Genomic DNA, 15,273 nt, shown 5'->3' on the forward strand with positions numbered 1-15,273 from the left:
GATCAGGTGGGTTGCAGTCTCTGCAACGTCCATTGCGTATGTCGCTTACCGCTGTCTAACATCCAGGCCAACGCCGGGTCAATGGAGCCGCCACGACCCCGGACCGCAAGGAGCCGCGACCATCGTGAATGCCCCCGACGTCGTGGACGTCGTCGCGCTCGGCGAGTCCATGGTCACGTTCCTGCCCACCCGCCCGGGCCGCCTCGCCGACGTTCCCTCCTTCGACCGCGCCATCGGCGGTGCCGAGTCCAACGTGGCGTGCGCGCTCGCGGCCGCCGGGCACTCGACGCGATGGGTGAGCAGGGTCGGCGCCGACGGGTTCGGCGACCACCTGGTCGAGGCGATCGGGGCCCACGGCGTCGATGTCACCGCCGTACGACGGGACCCGGCGCGGCCGACCGGCATCTACTTCCGCACGGCCGGTGACCGGGCCACCGACGCCCATGAGGTGGCGTACTACCGCGCCGGGTCGGCCGCCTCCGCGATGGCCGTGGGCAACACGGACCTGGACGCGGTGCGGGCGGGGCGGGTGCTGCACCTGTCGGGGATCACACCGATGCTGTCCGACGCCTGTCTCGGCCTCGTACGTGAACTGACCGCGCCCCGCCAGGACCGGCCGCTCGTCTCCTTCGACATCAACCACCGGCCCGCGGTGTGGCGGCAGGCCGACGGGCCCGGCCTGCTGCTGGAACTGGCGCGCGGCGCCGACCTGGTGTTCGTGGGGGAGGACGAGGCCGAGGACGTGTGGGCGCTCCGGGGCGCCGAGGCCGTCCGGGCCGCCTTCCCCGATCCCGAGGTGCTCGTCGTCAAGCAGGGCGGCCGGGGGGCGACCGTGTTCGACACGGGGAACGCCGCCACCTTCGTTCCCGCCCCGCGTGTGGACGTGGTGGCCGCCGTCGGTGCCGGGGACGCCTTCGCCGCCGGCTTCCTGTCGGCCACCCTGCGCGGGCTGCCCACCCCGGCCCGCCTGCGCCACGGCCACCTCTGGGCCGCCGCCGCCCTCACCGCCCCCGGCGACCTCGCCGCGCCTCCCGCCCGCGGCCACGCCGACCGCCTCGCGGCCCTGGACGAGGACGCGTGGGGGAGACTTCGACTCGGCCCCGGCTGGACGCAACAAGCCGTCGATCACGCCCGTGACCGGGCCGAGAAGGAGGCACGTACGCCATGAGCCAGACCGTCGACCGCGCGCTCAGCATCCTGCCGCTGCTCGCCGAGGGGCCCGCCGACCTCGGCCAGGTCGCCGACCGGCTCGGCGTGCACAAGTCCACGGCCCTGCGGCTGCTCAGGACACTGCACGAGCACGGCCTGGTCTACCGCCAGTCCGACCAGCGCTACCGCCTCGGCGCCCGCCTCATCGCGCTCGCCCAGGAGGCCATGGAGAACCTCGACATCCGCGAGATCGCGCACCCCCACCTCGTCCGCCTCAACGAGCAGTGCGGGCACACCGTCCATCTCGCGGTGTACGAGGAGTCCGAGGTCCTCTACATCGACAAGGTGGAGAGCCGGTACCCGGTCCGGATGTACTCGCGGATAGGGAAACCGGTGGCGATCACCGTCGCGGCGGTGGCGAAGCTGCTGCTCGCCGATCTGCCCGAAGTCGAGCGCCGGGCCGTCGCCGACAAGCTCGACTACCCCATGTACACGGCCCGGTCCACTCCCAACGCCCCCGCTTTTCTAAGGGAGTTGGAGAAGGTGCGCGATCAGGGCTGGGCCACCGACCTCGGCGGCCACGAGGAGTCCATCAACTGCGTCGGCGCGCCGCTCCGCGGTGCCGACGGCCGGGTGGTCGCCGCGATGTCGGTCTCCGCGCCGAACGTCGTCGTCACCGCCGACGAACTCCTCACCCTGCTCCCGCTGGTGCGCCGCACGGCCGACGCGATCAGCGGGGAGTACTCGGGACGAACGCCCGTGAAGGACACCGAATGAAGACCCCCGCAACGAAGGGCATCGCAATGAAGGGCATCGCATGACCGAGAAGATCGCGCTCACCCCCAAGACGCACACCACCCCGCCCGCGAAGTTCTCCCACGGCGTCAAGAAGGGCAACATCCTGCAGGTCGCAGGGCAGGTCGGCTTCCTGCCCGCCGAGGAGGGCAAGGCCCCCACGCCCGCCGGCCCGACCCTGCGCGAGCAGACCCTCCAGACCCTCGCCAACGTCAAGGCGATCCTCGAAGAGGGCGGCGCGAGCTGGGACGACGTGATGATGATCCGCGTCTACCTCACGGACGTGGACCACTTCGCCGAGATGAACGGCGTCTACAACACCTACTTCGAGGAGCAGGGCCTCACCCAGCCGCCCGCCGCGCGCACGACGGTGTACGTCGGTCTGCCCGCGGGGCTCCTCATCGAGATCGACGCGCTGGCCGTCCTCGGCTGACGCTCCCTCAACTCCCCCAACTCCCGTACCCCGTACGTCATCACGGTGCGGTGCCCCTCCTTCCCGGGGCGCCGTGCCGCGATCCCCCCTGCCCGAAAGCCGTATGCCCTCAAGCAGAGGACCCCCAAATGTCCCAGCCGCTCGCCGCAGACGCCCCCGCCGCCCCACCCCACACCGGAGGCCTGCTCCTCCTGCTCGACGGGACGGCCGGTCTCCTGACGGTCGCCGCCATCGGCATAGTGCTGCTGCTCTTCCTGATCATCAAGGTCAGGCTGCAGCCGTTCGTCGCCCTGCTCGCCGTCTCCATAACCGTCGGCCTGCTGGCGGGCCTGTCCGTCACCGAACTCTTCGGCACGGTGCAGCGGTCGGACGCCGTCTCCACCATCGAGACCGGCATGGGCGGCATCCTCGGCCATGTCGCGATCATCATCGGCCTGGGCACGATGCTGGGCGCGATGCTCGAAGTCAGCGGCGGGGCAGAGGTGTTGGCCTCACGTCTGCTGGACCTCTTCGGCGAGCGGCGCGCACCCCTCGCGATGGGCCTCACCGGCCTGATCTTCGGCATCCCTGTCTTCTTCGACGTCGGCATCTTCGTCCTCGCGCCGATCGTCTACGCCGCCGCCAAGCGCTCGGGCAAGTCGATCCTGCTGTACTGCCTGCCGCTCCTGGCCGGCCTGTCGATGACCCACGCGTTCCTGCCCCCGCACCCGGGACCGGTGGCCGCGGCCGCCCTGCTCCACGTGGACCTCGGCTGGATCATCCTGATGGGCGTCATCTGCGGCATCCCCGCGGTCCTGGCCGCCTGGACGTACGCCGCGTGGATCGGCCGCCGCATCTTCGTGGCCGTACCGCAGGACATGGTGGAGGCCGCGGCGGAGGCGAAGCTGGCGGCCCCCGTGCGGACGGTGGTGACGGTTGGCGGCAACGGGCAGCGTGAGCAAGGCGTGGTGACGGACGGCAGCTACGACCAGGGTGTGGCGCCGCGCGAGCTTCCGGTGCCGCTGAGCACGGTCCTCGGGATCATCGGCACCCCGCTGATCCTGATCCTGGCGGCCACCTTCTCCTCCATCGCGCTCGACCCCTCCACGGGCCGCTCGGTGATCGAGTTCTTCGGCCATCCCTTCGTCGCCCTGACCATTGCGCTGCTGCTCGCCTACTACCTGCTGGGCATCCGCCGCGGCTGGTCACGCAAGTCCCTGGAGACCGTGTCCACGGCCTCGCTCAAGCCGGTCGGCAACATCCTGCTCGTGGTCGGCGCGGGCGGGATCTTCGGCGCGATCCTGAAGGCGAGCGGCGTCGCCCAGGCCCTCTCGGACACCTTCCACGACGTGGGCCTCCCGGTCCTCGTCCTCTCCTACCTGATCTCCCTCGTCCTGCGGGTCGCCCAGGGCTCGGCGACCGTGGCGATCGTCACGACGGCCGGCATCGTGGCCCCGCTCCTCTCCGAGGGGCACCACTCCCAGGCCTTCGTCGCCCTCGTCATCATGGCCATCTCGGCCGGCTCCATCTTCGCCTCGCACGTCAACGACGGCGGATTCTGGATGGTCGCCAAGTACTTCGGCATCAGCGAGCGGGACACGCTGAAGACGTGGACGGTGCTGGAGTCGGTGCTGTCGGTGGCGGGGTTCGTGGTGGCGGGCGTGGTGAGCCTGTTCGTGTAGCGGGTCAGGCCGGGCCGGGGCGGAATCTGGCCCGGTACTCGCCCGGTGTCGTGCTGAGGCGGCGGCGGAAGGCCCGGAAGAGGGTGTCGACGGTGCCGAACCCGCAGACGGAGGCGACCCGTTCCAGCGTGTCGTCGGTCGTCTCCAGGAGGTGGCCGGCCATCTCCACCCGCGCCGACTCGACGTAGGCATGCGGTGTCACGCCGAGTTCGGTCTTGAAGATCCGGGTGAGCTGCCGGTCACTGACATGCGCGTACGCGGCCAGGTCCGGGACGGTCAGACGCCGGTCCAGGTTGTTCAGGACGTGATGCCGGAGGTCCTCGATGCGCCGCGTCGGGGACACCGGCTCCAACGGCACGCTGAACTGGGACTGCCCGCCCGACCGCTTCAGGTACATCACGAGTTGGCGGGCGACCCGGAGTGCCACCGGCTCGCCGAAGTCCTCCGCGACCAGCGCGAGGGACAGGTCCAGGCAGGCGCTGATCCCCGCGCCCGTCCACACCTCGCCTTCCTCTCGGATGAAGATCGGATCCGGGTCGACCCGCACCGCCGGATGGTCGGCCGCGAGCCGCCGCGCGGTCGACCAGTGCGTCGTCGCGCGCTTGCCGTCGAGCAGCCCCGCGGCGGCGAGGATGTGCGCACCGACGCACACCGAGGCCACCCTCCGCGAACGGGCGGCCAGCGCCTTCACCCGGGCCACCGTGCCGGGCTCGATGACGGGGAGGACGCGGCCGTCGCCGTCGACCTCGACGGAACCGGGCACCAGCAGCGTGTCGATCGCCCGTACGCCGACTTCGTCGAACGTGGTGTCGGGCAGGATCCGTACCCCTGCCGCCGTCGTCACCGCGGCCGGCGTCTCGGCGGCCAGCACGACCTCGTAGCCGCCCCGCTCGACGCTCTCGCGCGTCACGAGGGAGAACACCTCGGGCGGGCCGGTGACGTCGAGCAGGTCGACGCCCTCGAACAGCACGATCACGATCAACCGGTTGACGGTCCCCACGGTCCCCACCCTGTGTCCCCCTGTTTCGCCTGCGGATCCGGGCGTCGGTTTCTGCAAGTCGTGCGTCATTGCCGAGGCCCTCGTTCCGGCCATAGCGTCGCATGTGTGTTCAACAGAGTGTTGAACACGGTACGCACGTCCCCGGAACCTTGGAGAAGACCTGTGGCAAGCAAGACGCTGCGCGAACTCGGCGGTGCCGACCACACCCCCGCGGCCCTCGCGTCCTCGACGCTCGTCCTCGTCGACTACCAGAACACCTACACCCGCGGTGTGATGGAGCTCGACGGCTGGAAGCCCGCCCTGGAAGCGGCGTCGGACCTGCTCTCCCGTGCCCGTGGCGCCGGAGCCAAGGTGATCCACGTCCAGCACGACGGCGGTGAGGGCTCGCCCTACGACATCCGCACGGAGATCGGGGAGATCCACGCCGGTGTGGCGCCGGTCGACGGCGAGCCCGTGGTCGTCAAGCAGGCCCCGGACGCCTTCCACGGGACCGACCTCGGCAAGCTCGTGGACGAGGCCGGGAACGAGTCCGTGATCATCGCCGGGTTCATGACGCACATGTGCATCGCGTACACGTCGGCCTCCGCGGCCGTGCGCGGCAACAAGCCCACCGTCCCCGCGGACACCTGCGCCACCCGGTCGATCGTGGACGTGTCCGCCGACGAACTGCACCGCAGCGCACTGGCGGCCATCGCCGACGCGTACGGCGTCGTCGTGGCCTCCGGGAAAGAGCTGGTCTGACCCGGACGGCGTCGTCGTCCTCTCCCACACCCGCACCGGCACCTACACCCACAACACCCACAACACCCACAACACCCACAACACCCACAACACCCACACTGCGCCGACGTAGCGCACCGCAGTTCCCCCTCTCCGGCGGTCCCACAGCCCTTGCGCTGTCGGAGAGGGGCCTTTCCCCCCGCTTCCCCCTTCTTGCTCCCGCGTCCCGGCCCTTCATGGCTCCCGGCGGGTCAGTTCCCCCCACGCCACCGCTCCCCACGGCGGGAACACCCGACGACCACTTCGTTACGGAGAGCAAGCCATGGCAACACGCCGGACATTCATCGGCGGCGCGGGCGGAATCGGCGCCGCGACCTTCCTGGGCCACACGGCCGCCCAGTCGCACGCGGCACCCGTCCTCGACGCCGCGACAGCCGCCGAAGCGGTGGACGTGGTGCAAGCGGCGGACGTCCAGACCGCCCGGGACTCCCTGCGCGCGGTGAACGCGGCCATGCGGACCAACTACGCGGCGCTGAAAGCCGACCTGGCCAAGAATCTCGGCCCGGTCATCGTCGTGCAGAACGACGCCAAGGGCGGCACCTTCACCCTCGTCCACAAGGGCAAGCAGTACGTCGAGCACCCCGTGGCGGAGGAGTTCGAGCTGGCGAAGTCCATCGCCCACGTGCCGCTGGGCATCTACTCCACGATCGCCGAGTACCTGTCGGGCAAGGTCCCCAACGTCGCCAACGCCGACCGCATCGACGCCCACGACCTCGCCATGGTGGCGATGAAGGGCCCCGGCACCGACGCCTGGACGACGCCGTTGAAGGCGTTCGCGGAACAACTGACCACTGCGAAGGACAACCTCACCGCGGCCGGCCTGCCGCAGCAACTGCACGACTCCTGCGCGAAGATCCTCGACGAGGCGCTGACGTTCATCGCCGACTCCGTCCGTGCCCGTGCCTTCGACATCGCCTCGTTCCAGGTCTTCGCCGGACGCGTCCACCCGTCGATCCGGGTGAACATGCAGTACGCCGCCGCGGCGCAGATCTCCGGCGTGCAGGGCCTGTGCAGGAAGTGGCGGGCGCAGATCGGCGAGGGGGCCTGGGCCGACCTGTACACGGTGGTGCTGTCGATCTGGACGACCTCGGTCCTGAACCAGGCGGAGATCATCATCAAGCCGATGATGAACCAGAAGAACGTGAACACCCACCTGATCGACATCCCCACGGCGCAGCTGCCGTCGGACCCGATCGGGGTGGCGCTGGACAACCTGGCGCGCATCGTTCAGGACAACGTCGCCGCGGAGCTGGTGTTCGTGTCCGACGCAAAGGTCGCCGACGCCCTGAAGGGCAAGGAGGACCTGCTGTCCGACGAGATCCTCAAGGAACTTGGCACTCCCGTCACGGGCTCGGCCGCCGGCGCGGCGTTCCGCACCGCGGGCAGGGCGAAGTGTCCGGTCGGCCACGGCGTGGGCGTCTGACCGGAACGCACCTTCCAGAGCCCGGCGGTCCTCTCCTGGACGGAGGAGGGGACCGCCGCCATGTCCATGGGGGAACGCACGTGCATGGGGGAACACTCGTGAAATCCAGGCTGCGGCTCATCGCCGGCCTGATCCTGCTGACCATCAATCTCCGCGCGGCGATCACGGGGATGCCGCCGCTCGTCGGGAACGTCCAGCGGGCACTCGCCCTGTCCGGCACCCAGGTCGGTGTGCTGGTGACACTGCCGGTGCTGTGCCTGGGCGCCTTCGCCTGGCTCGCGCCGCGCCTCGCCCGCCGGTTCGGCACTCGGACCGCCGTGTGCGCCGCCCTCGGTGTGCTGGCGCTCGGCGCCGCCCTGCGGGCACTTCCGTGGCCGGCGGCGCTCTTCGCCGGAACGGTGCTGTCCGGCGCCGGGATCGCCATCGGCAACGTACTGATGCCCGCGGTCGTCAAGGACCACTTCGCCCGGCGGATCGGCCTGTTCACCGGTCTCACCATGACGCTCATGGCCCTCTTCGGCGCACTCGCCGCCGGAGCCGCGGTGCCGCTGTGCACCGCGGCCGGATGGCAGTTCGCCCTCGCGGTGTGGGCGGTGCCCGCCGCTCTGGCCGCGGCGGTGTGGGGGCTTCTCGCCGCACCGGGAGCGGCCGGAGCGGTCGGCACGCGTCGCGGGACGACGCCGCCCGAGGAGCCGGGGTCGGCGGGCGGATCGCTGCTGCGATGCGCGCTCGCCTGGTGGGTGTCGGCGTTCCTCGGGCTGGTGTCGCTGATGTTCTACGTGCTGGTGGCGTGGCTGCCGCAGATCATGCACGCGAACGGCTACACACCCGGGCAGGCCGGGCTGATGATGTCGGTGATGCTGACCATCGGCATCCCGCTCGGCTTCGTCGTCCCCGTCGTGGCCGCCCGGATGCGCAACCAGCGGCTCCTCGTGGTCGCCGTGGTCGTGGCGAAACCGGTCTCCCTCGCGGGTCTGCTGCTGGCCCCCGCCTACGGCTGGGTGTGGGTGTGCCTGCTCGGTGCGGCGACCGGCAGCGCCTTCCCGCTGGCCATCACCCTGCTCGGGCTGCGCACGGACGGCGCGCGGTCCGCCGCCGACCTCTCGGGGATGGCGCAGACCGTCGGCTACCTGTTGGCCGGCCTCGGCCCGCTGGCCATCGGGGTGCTCCACGACGTCACCCACGGCTGGCGGGTGCCCGTGGCCGTCCTGATCGCCCTGGTGGTGCCGGAGGCGATCGCGGGCCTGCTCGCCGCCCGCCCCGGCCAGGTACGCTCCAGCGGTCCTCCCGCCGTGGCACGCCGCGGTGTTGGGCGTGTTCGTGTAGGCGTCTGATAACGAAGTGAGGGGCTGACTGTGTCCGGCACAGGATCTTCGACCATACTGCCCGCTGTGGAGCAGCGCATAGGATCGAGCAGCCAGCCCCTGAAGGGCGAGCCCGTGCAGGGCGCCGGGTTCGACCCGGCATTCATCCCCGGGCTCACCTCACCCGCGTCCGAGGAACCGGAGGAGGTCGAGGCGCAAGACGTCGAGTCCGAGGACGAGGACGCCGAGCCCGAGGGAGCGAGGACCGAGGCCGCGGAGCGAGAACCGGCCGCCGACGAGGACTCCGCCGACGGCGAAGCCTCCGCGGACGGCGAGGAGGCTCCCGAGGGCCCCGTCTTCGAGGCCTCCGACCGCCGCGCGAAGATCGTCGCCGACCACAAGGGCGTACGGCTCACCCTGGACGACCAGGAGTGCGAGTTCCGCTGGGACGAGATCGGCGCCGTGGAGACCGAATCCCCGCGCTTCGGCAAGCGGTTCACCATCACCGTCCACACGCCCGACCGCCGCTGGTACCCGATCGAGATCGAGGCGACGGCCCGTGCGCGCTTCGACGAGTGGGAAGAACAGCTGGACGCGGTCCTCGACGCCTACTTCGAAGAAGGCGCTGAGGAAGAGAGCGCCGAGGTAGAGGGCGCTGAGGAAGAAGACACCGCGGCGGCCAAGGACACCGAGGCCAAGGACACCGAGGCCAAGGACGCCTCGGAAGAGGACACCAACTAGCCGCGTCACTGGGGCTTTTCCCCGGTCCGAGGGGCCGGGGCGTGGATCTTTCGGTCGTCGGCCGCGCAGTGTACGCATGCCCGTAACCCGCGCACAGGCCTCCGGCAAAGTGCACTCGCGGGTGTGACCGGCGCGTGCATATATGCCGAAAACCGAGCAGAGTGAAGGTTCGCGCAAGAGGATCCGGGCCCTCCGGATTCTCGACCCCACCCCTCCAGAGGACTGGCTGATCATGGGCGGATCAGCGCCGCGACGGGACCGTCACCTGCCGGTCGAGACGACCAGCTTCGTCGACCGGCGCGGCGAACAGACCGAAGGCCGCGAACTGCTCGCCAGGGCGCGCCTGGTGACGCTGACCGGGCCGGGCGGCGTCGGCAAGACACGCCTCGCCGCCCGCGTCGCGGCCCGCGTCGAGCGCGCATTCCCGGACGGCGTGCGCTTCGTGCACCTGGCCGGACTGCACGACCCGGCGCTCGTACCCCTCGCCGCCGCCGACGCGCTCGGCCTGCACGACCACTCCGCGCAGCCACCGCTGGACGCGCTGGTCGAGCAGGTGAGGGACCGGCGCCTCCTGCTCGTCCTTGACAACTGCGAACACCTGCTGCAGGCCTGCGCCGACCTCGCCGCCGCCGTCCTGCGCGGCACCACCGGCATCCGCATCCTCGCCACCAGCAGGCACCGCCTCGGCCTCACCGAGGAACACCTCATGGAGGTACGGCCGTTATCCGTCCCCGACCCTGACGGCGACCTCAGCGCGCCGGACGCCTACCCCGCTCTCGCCCTCTTCGCCGACCGCGCCGCCGCCGTGGTCCCCGGGTTCAAGCTCACCGCCGACAACAGGGCCGCCGTGGCCCGCCTGTGCGGCCGCCTGGACGGTCTCCCGCTCGCCATCGAACTGGCCGCCGTACGCATGCGCGTCCTCGGCGTCGAACAGCTCCTGGAGCGCCTCGACGACCGCTACCGCCTCCTCACCGCCGGCAGCAGCGCGGTCCTGCCCCGCCACCAGACCCTGCGCGCGGCCGTTGACTGGAGCTACGAACTGTGCACGGGACAGGAGCAGTTGGTGTGGGAGCGGGCCTCCGTCCTGGTCGCCGGCTTCGACCTGGAGACGGCGGAGGCGGTGTGCGCGGACGGTGAGCGAAGCGAGACGGGGGTCCCCCCGGCCGGAGGCTGGGGGAGGGTGCGGCCGCAGGACGTCCTGGAAGCCGTCGCCGGGCTCGTCGACAAGTCGGTACTGGGGAGGGAGCCGGGACCGGACGGCGTGCGCTACCGGCTGCTCGACACGCTGCGGCACTACGGCCTCGACCGACTGCGGCAGCGGGCGGGCGAGGAGAGCGCGGCCAGGCGCCGCCAGCGCGACTGGACACAGCGCCGGGCCGCCGACTGCGAACGCGTCTGGTTCGGGCCCGGACAGCGGAAGATCGTCGCCCGGCTGAGGGCCGACCAGGACAATCTGCGGGCCGCCCTCGACTTCAGCCTCACCGCCCCTGGCGAACGCCTCGCCGCACTGCGCCTCGCGGGCACCCTGTGGTTCTACTGGCACGCCTGCGGGGCGCCCCGCGAGGGCCGCTACTGGCTGGAGCGGGCCCTCGACGCCAACCCGGGACCGACCCCCGAGCGGGCCCGCGGCCTGTGGGTGTCCGGCCTCCTCGCGGCCGCCACCCAGGACATGGCCGAAGGCCTGCGGCGCGCCCGCGACGCCCACGCCCTGGCCGGCCGGCTCGGCGACCAGGCCGAGGCCGCCCACGCCGCCTACGTCATCGGCGTCATCCGCATGTTCAGTGACGAGCTGCCCGCCGCGCTCGAACACTTCGAGGCCACCGTCGCCCGCGGCCGCGTCCCCGGCCAGCACCTCAGCCTGTACGGGCTCGACCAGGTCGAACTCGCCTGCACTCTGGGCTTCCTGGGCGAGGCCGACCGCGCGGTGGAGGTCTGCGAACGGGCGCGCCGGCTGTGCGAGGAGCACGGCGAGGTATGGGTGCGCTCGTACGTCCTGCGGATGCTGGCCCTCGCCCACACCGTCAAACAGGACTGGAAGGAGGCCGAACGGCATGCCCGAGAGGCCCTGCGCCTCAAACTCGCCGTCCACGACGTCACCGGCATCGCCCTCACCCTCGACCTACTGGCCCGCATCGCCACCGAGGCCGGCGCCCACACCCACGCGGCCGCCCTGCTCGGCGGCGCCGACCGCACCTGGGCCGACATCGACCGGGACCGCTGGGGCTCGGCCGTCCTCGACTCCATCCGGCGCAGCAGCGGGGAGCGGGTCCTGGGCGCCCTGGGACGGGCCGCCTTCGAGCGGTCGTACGAGAAAGGAGGCGCCCTCGGGCTCGCGGAGATCGTCGCCTACGCGACCGAGGACGGGCAGCCCGGACAGCCCGCCCCGGCACGGAGGACCAACGGCCGCCGCACCACCCGTACGGCCCCCTGCACCGCTCTCACCCGCCGCGAGGCCGAGGTCGCCGAACTCGTCGCCCAGGGACTCGCCAACCAGCAGATCGCCGACCGGCTCGTCATCGCCCGCCGCACCGCCGAAGGCCATGTGGAACGCATCCTCAGCAAGCTCGGCTTCAGCAACCGCAGCCAGATCGCCGCCTGGGTGACGGCCCAGCGCTGAGCCACGTCCAGGCTCCCCTCCCGGACCCGACAGACCCACTGAGAGGAGAACCCATGACCCGCACACGACCCACCCCCACCCCCACCCCCACGCCCACCCCGTTCGACCATCGCATGGCCGTGTACGGAGCGGACGACGAGTTCGTCGCCGCCGCCGTGCCGTTTCTCGCCGAAGGGCTCGGCGCTCCCGACGAACCCCCGCCGGTGGCCATCGCCGCCCCCGACAAACTCGACCTCCTGCGGGACGCGCTCGGCGGCGACGCGAAGGGCGCCGTACTCGTCCCGCACACCGAGTGGTACACGGGCTCGGCCGCCAACGCCGTTGCCCAGGGCGCCGGTTACCTGGCAGCCCACGCCGGCCCCGGCGGCCGTATCCATCTCCTCATGGAACCCGTCTGGAACGGCCGCGCGGGGCGCTCCGTCCGGGAGAGCGCCGAGTGGATCCGCTATGAGGCCCTCGCCAACCTGCTCTTCGCCCCGATGGCGACGACGGCCCTGTGCGCCTACGACACCCGCACCGCAGGCAAGGCCGTCGTCGAGGCGGCCCGCCGCGCGCACCCGGACACCGGCGTCTACGAGGACCCGGTCCGGCTCACGGCGGAACTGGACTCCGCGCCGCTGCCGTTGCCCCCGGCCGGGGCCGAACTGTTCAGGCAGCCGCACCCCGACGCCGTACGCGGGTCGACGGCGGTGCGTGGACTGGCGCCCGCGGACGCGGAGTTGTTCACCGAGGCGGTCATCGCCGCGGCCGCCGCGCTCGGCCCCGTCATCCACGCCCGGCTGTGGGGCGAGGCACCCGCCTGCGTCTGCGAACTGCGCACCGCACGCCGGGTCGGTGATCCGCTGGCGGGCTTCGTCCCCCCGCCCGCACCCGAACTGGAACCGGACCAGGGGCTCTGGTTCGCCCGGCAGGTGTGCGCCTACGTCGACGTCCGGGACGACGACGAGGGGTCGACCGTACGGCTTCAGTACGGGTAACCGCTTACCCGAGGACAGGTACGAAAACAGGTAGTCCTCCCCGTGTGCCGCACGCGCGGGGAGGTCACCCTGAGAGCATGCTTGATCTCTCCGGGACCCCCCACCCGGACTCCGACCCGCAATTCGCCGCGTACACCCAACCGCCTTTGCGGGCAGGCCACCTGAGCGTCGAGTACGATCCCCGCCCCACCGCGGTCCGAGAGGCGCGCGCAGAGGTGCGAAGACAGCTGGAGCAGTGGGGCCTGACGGACCGGGAGGACCTCACGGACGTGGCCGAGCTGCTCGTCAGCGAGCTGGCCACCAACGCCGTGCTGCACTCCGCGAGCCGCTTCCGGCTCACCCTGTCCGCCGCGCACGGCGTCCTGCGCTGCGAGGTGTACGACACCGGTCGCCGCACCCCGCAGGTGCTGGACGCCGGCGCCTCGGAGAGCGGCCGCGGGGTGTTCCTGGTGAACGCGCTTGCACGACGCTGGGGGTGCCATCAGGACGGTCCGGGCAAGACGGTGTGGTTCGAGCTCGGCCTGTGCGCGGTCTGCGGGTAGTGCGTGGTGCCCGGTGAGGTTCTCCCTCGCATGCTGTACCGGCGTGTGAGCCCCCGCCCACGACATCGGGGCAGGGGCGCACGCGCTTGCTCCACGTTCCCTTTCAGCTACGGCAGCCCGTGCACATGCGGCCCCACCGCGTTCGACCAGGAACTCCCCGCCGACGCATCCCAGTTCGTCGACCAGGTCATCGCGCCTCGCAGGTCGGGGTAGGTCTTCGACGGCTTGAAGGTGCCGCAGGCCGAGCCCTTGGTGAGGCAGTCCAGGGCGTTGTTCACGACCGTCGGTGACACATAGCCGCTGCCCGCGCCGCTCGTCGAGGCCGGCAGGCCCAGGCCGACCTGGGAGGGGGAGAGGCCTCCTTCGAGCTGGATGCAGGCGAGGGCGGTGAGGAAGTCGACCGACCCCTGGCTGTACACCTTGCCGTCGCAGCCCAGCATCGAACCGCTGTTGTAGTACTGCATGTTGACGACCGTGAGGATGTCCTTGATGTTCAGGGCCGTCTGGAAGTAGGAGTTCGACGTCGACTGCATGTCGATCGTCTGCGGCGCCATCGTGATGATCAGGGACGAGCCCGCCTTCGCCGACAGCGAGCGCAGTGCCTGTGACATGTACGTCGCGTTGAGGCCGTTCTCCAGGTCGATGTCGACGCCGTCGAAGCCGTACGTCTGCATCAGCGAGTACACCGAGTTCGCGAAGTTCGCCGCCGAGGTCGAGTCGCTCACCGACACCGTGCCGTTCTGGCCGCCGATCGAGATGATCACCTTCTTGCCGGCCGCCTGCTTCGCCCTGATGTCCGCCTTGAACTGGTCGACCGTGTAGCCGCCCAGGCCCGCCGAGTCCAGGTTGAACGTCACGGCACCCGGCGTGGTCGTGGCGTCCGCGAAAGCCACCGCGATGATGTCGTACTGGGAGGAGACGTCCGAGATCTTCTGGACCGTCGCCCCGTTGTTGAAGTTCTGCCAGTAGCCGGTCACCGCGTGCCTGGGCAGCGCGCCGCCCCCGCCTGTGCCGCCGGCCGTGGTCGTCCCGGTGACGGCGGCCGACTTCGCCGACTCGCCCGCCGAGTTCGTCGCCGTGACCTGGAAGGAGTACGAGGTGGAGGCCGCGAGCCCCGTCACCGTCGCCGACGCTCCCGTCACCGCCGTCACCTTCGTGCCGTTGCGGTAGACGTTGTAGCCCGTGGCGCCCGAGACCGCGTTCCAGGACAGGGACACGGACGACGATGTCGTACCCGGCACCGACAGACCGCCGGGCGTGGCCGGAACCGTCGGTGCCGGGTCACTGCCACCGCCGCCGTCCGGGCCGTACACCGAGACGTCGTCGGCGTAGTAGGCGGCCTGTCCGTACCAGCCGTGGGTGTACACCGTCACCGACGTGGTCGAGGACCCGGTGGTGAAGCTCGTCGACAGCTGTTTCCAGCTCGACGAGTCCGGGGTCCAGGTCGAGACGTCGGTCGTGCCCGTGCCGGTCACGCCCAGGTACGCGTATCCGCCCTGAACCCAGGAGCTGAGCGTGTACGTCGAGTTGGGCCTGACGGCCACCGACTGGGTGCACTGGGCGTTGTCCTGCCCGGCCGGCGTCGCCTTCAGCGCGGCCGTGCCGCCGTGGACGGGGGAGGTGACCGTCGTGCCGCTGTTCGCGGAACAGGTCCAGTTGGCCAGGCCCGACTCGAAGCCGGAGTTCCTGGCGTTGTTGATGTCCGCGGCGGACGCCTGAGCCGCGCCCGCCATGGACAGGGCGAGAGCGGTGGTGACCGCTCCCGACCAGAGTCGTATGGATCGTCTACGTGGGGACATGACAACAAGTTGGTCCAGACCAATTACTCTGTCAAGAGGTCCAGACCAACTT

Annotated in this window: 13 protein-coding genes; 11 read left to right on the plus strand and 2 right to left on the minus strand. The window is 71.1% G+C overall.

Annotation, left to right across the window (positions count from 1 at the left end):
- The first annotated feature begins 124 nt into the window (after positions 1-124).
- The 4 genes from OG870_RS29660 (at position 125) to OG870_RS29675 (ending at position 4,038) form a co-directional block, all read left to right on the plus strand.
- Positions 125-1,168 (plus strand): sugar kinase, encoded by a 1,044-nt coding sequence (locus OG870_RS29660; protein ID WP_266589619.1) that lies wholly within the window; start codon positions 125-127, stop codon positions 1,166-1,168.
- The gene (locus OG870_RS29665) at positions 1,165-1,926 is read left to right on the plus strand and encodes an IclR family transcriptional regulator (protein ID WP_266589621.1); all 762 of its coding nucleotides are present in this window, start codon (positions 1,165-1,167) and stop codon (positions 1,924-1,926) included. The genes OG870_RS29660 and OG870_RS29665 overlap by 4 nt, the downstream gene beginning before the upstream one ends.
- 40 nt (positions 1,927-1,966) lie before the next feature.
- Positions 1,967-2,377 carry a RidA family protein gene (locus tag OG870_RS29670; protein WP_266520853.1) on the plus strand — a complete coding sequence of 137 codons (411 nt, stop codon included), beginning with the start codon at positions 1,967-1,969 and terminating at the stop codon, positions 2,375-2,377.
- A gap of 128 nt (positions 2,378-2,505) precedes the next feature.
- Entirely contained in the window at positions 2,506-4,038 is a 1,533-nt protein-coding gene (locus OG870_RS29675; RefSeq protein ID WP_266520855.1) for a GntP family permease, read from the plus strand.
- A gap of 4 nt (positions 4,039-4,042) precedes the next feature.
- Here the strand turns inward: OG870_RS29675 and OG870_RS29680 are convergent, their stop codons facing one another.
- Positions 4,043-5,038, minus strand: coding sequence for a GlxA family transcriptional regulator (locus OG870_RS29680; protein WP_266520857.1), 996 nt, complete (start codon positions 5,036-5,038; stop codon positions 4,043-4,045).
- A 162-nt stretch (positions 5,039-5,200) separates the two neighbouring features.
- On the opposite strand from OG870_RS29680, the gene OG870_RS29685 reads away from it, so the two are divergent.
- The 7 genes from OG870_RS29685 to OG870_RS29715 all read left to right on the plus strand — a co-directional run bounded on the left by OG870_RS29685 (position 5,201) and on the right by OG870_RS29715 (position 13,422).
- Positions 5,201-5,779 carry a cysteine hydrolase family protein gene (locus tag OG870_RS29685; RefSeq protein WP_266520860.1) on the plus strand — a complete coding sequence of 193 codons (579 nt, stop codon included), beginning with the start codon at positions 5,201-5,203 and terminating at the stop codon, positions 5,777-5,779.
- Between the two features lie 301 nt (positions 5,780-6,080).
- A complete protein-coding gene (locus OG870_RS29690; RefSeq protein WP_266589625.1) occupies positions 6,081-7,241 on the plus strand; it encodes a hypothetical protein in 1,161 nt (386 codons plus the stop codon).
- Between the two features lie 98 nt (positions 7,242-7,339).
- Complete coding sequence (locus OG870_RS29695; protein ID WP_327691705.1) at positions 7,340-8,575, plus strand: CynX/NimT family MFS transporter; 1,236 nt, start codon at positions 7,340-7,342, stop codon at positions 8,573-8,575.
- Positions 8,576-8,632: 57 nt separating this feature from the next.
- Positions 8,633-9,286, plus strand: coding sequence for a hypothetical protein (locus tag OG870_RS29700; protein ID WP_266589629.1), 654 nt, complete (start codon positions 8,633-8,635; stop codon positions 9,284-9,286).
- A gap of 232 nt (positions 9,287-9,518) precedes the next feature.
- A complete protein-coding gene (locus OG870_RS29705; RefSeq protein ID WP_327691706.1) occupies positions 9,519-11,903 on the plus strand; it encodes an ATP-binding protein in 2,385 nt (794 codons plus the stop codon).
- A gap of 53 nt (positions 11,904-11,956) precedes the next feature.
- Positions 11,957-12,880, plus strand: coding sequence for an MEDS domain-containing protein (locus tag OG870_RS29710; protein ID WP_266589633.1), 924 nt, complete (start codon positions 11,957-11,959; stop codon positions 12,878-12,880).
- 77 nt (positions 12,881-12,957) lie between these two features.
- Positions 12,958-13,422: an ATP-binding protein gene (locus OG870_RS29715; RefSeq protein ID WP_266520873.1), complete on the plus strand. Its 465-nt coding sequence runs from the start codon at positions 12,958-12,960 to the stop codon at positions 13,420-13,422.
- A gap of 107 nt (positions 13,423-13,529) precedes the next feature.
- Here the strand turns inward: OG870_RS29715 and OG870_RS29720 are convergent, their stop codons facing one another.
- Positions 13,530-15,221, minus strand: coding sequence for a chitinase (locus tag OG870_RS29720; protein ID WP_266520875.1), 1,692 nt, complete (start codon positions 15,219-15,221; stop codon positions 13,530-13,532).
- Positions 15,222-15,273 lie beyond the last annotated feature (52 nt).

The sequence above is a fragment of the Streptomyces sp. NBC_00461 genome (assembly GCF_036013935.1).
Classification (GTDB): Bacteria; Actinomycetota; Actinomycetes; order Streptomycetales; family Streptomycetaceae; genus Streptomyces.

Excerpts from the sequence above, each read along its gene's own strand:
- OG870_RS29665 (WP_266589621.1), top strand. The coding sequence starts at position 1,165 with ATGAGCCAGACCGTCGACCGCGCGCTCAGCATCCTGCCGCTGCTCGCC.
- OG870_RS29670 (WP_266520853.1), top strand. The coding sequence starts at position 1,967 with ATGACCGAGAAGATCGCGCTCACCCCCAAGACGCACACCACCCCGCCC.
- OG870_RS29675 (WP_266520855.1), top strand. The coding sequence starts at position 2,506 with ATGTCCCAGCCGCTCGCCGCAGACGCCCCCGCCGCCCCACCCCACACC.
- OG870_RS29690 (WP_266589625.1), top strand. The coding sequence starts at position 6,081 with ATGGCAACACGCCGGACATTCATCGGCGGCGCGGGCGGAATCGGCGCC.
- OG870_RS29705 (WP_327691706.1), top strand. The coding sequence starts at position 9,519 with ATGGGCGGATCAGCGCCGCGACGGGACCGTCACCTGCCGGTCGAGACG.
- OG870_RS29710 (WP_266589633.1), top strand. The coding sequence starts at position 11,957 with ATGACCCGCACACGACCCACCCCCACCCCCACCCCCACGCCCACCCCG.
- OG870_RS29715 (WP_266520873.1), top strand. The coding sequence starts at position 12,958 with ATGCTTGATCTCTCCGGGACCCCCCACCCGGACTCCGACCCGCAATTC.
- OG870_RS29720 (WP_266520875.1), bottom strand. The coding sequence starts at position 15,221 with ATGTCCCCACGTAGACGATCCATACGACTCTGGTCGGGAGCGGTCACC.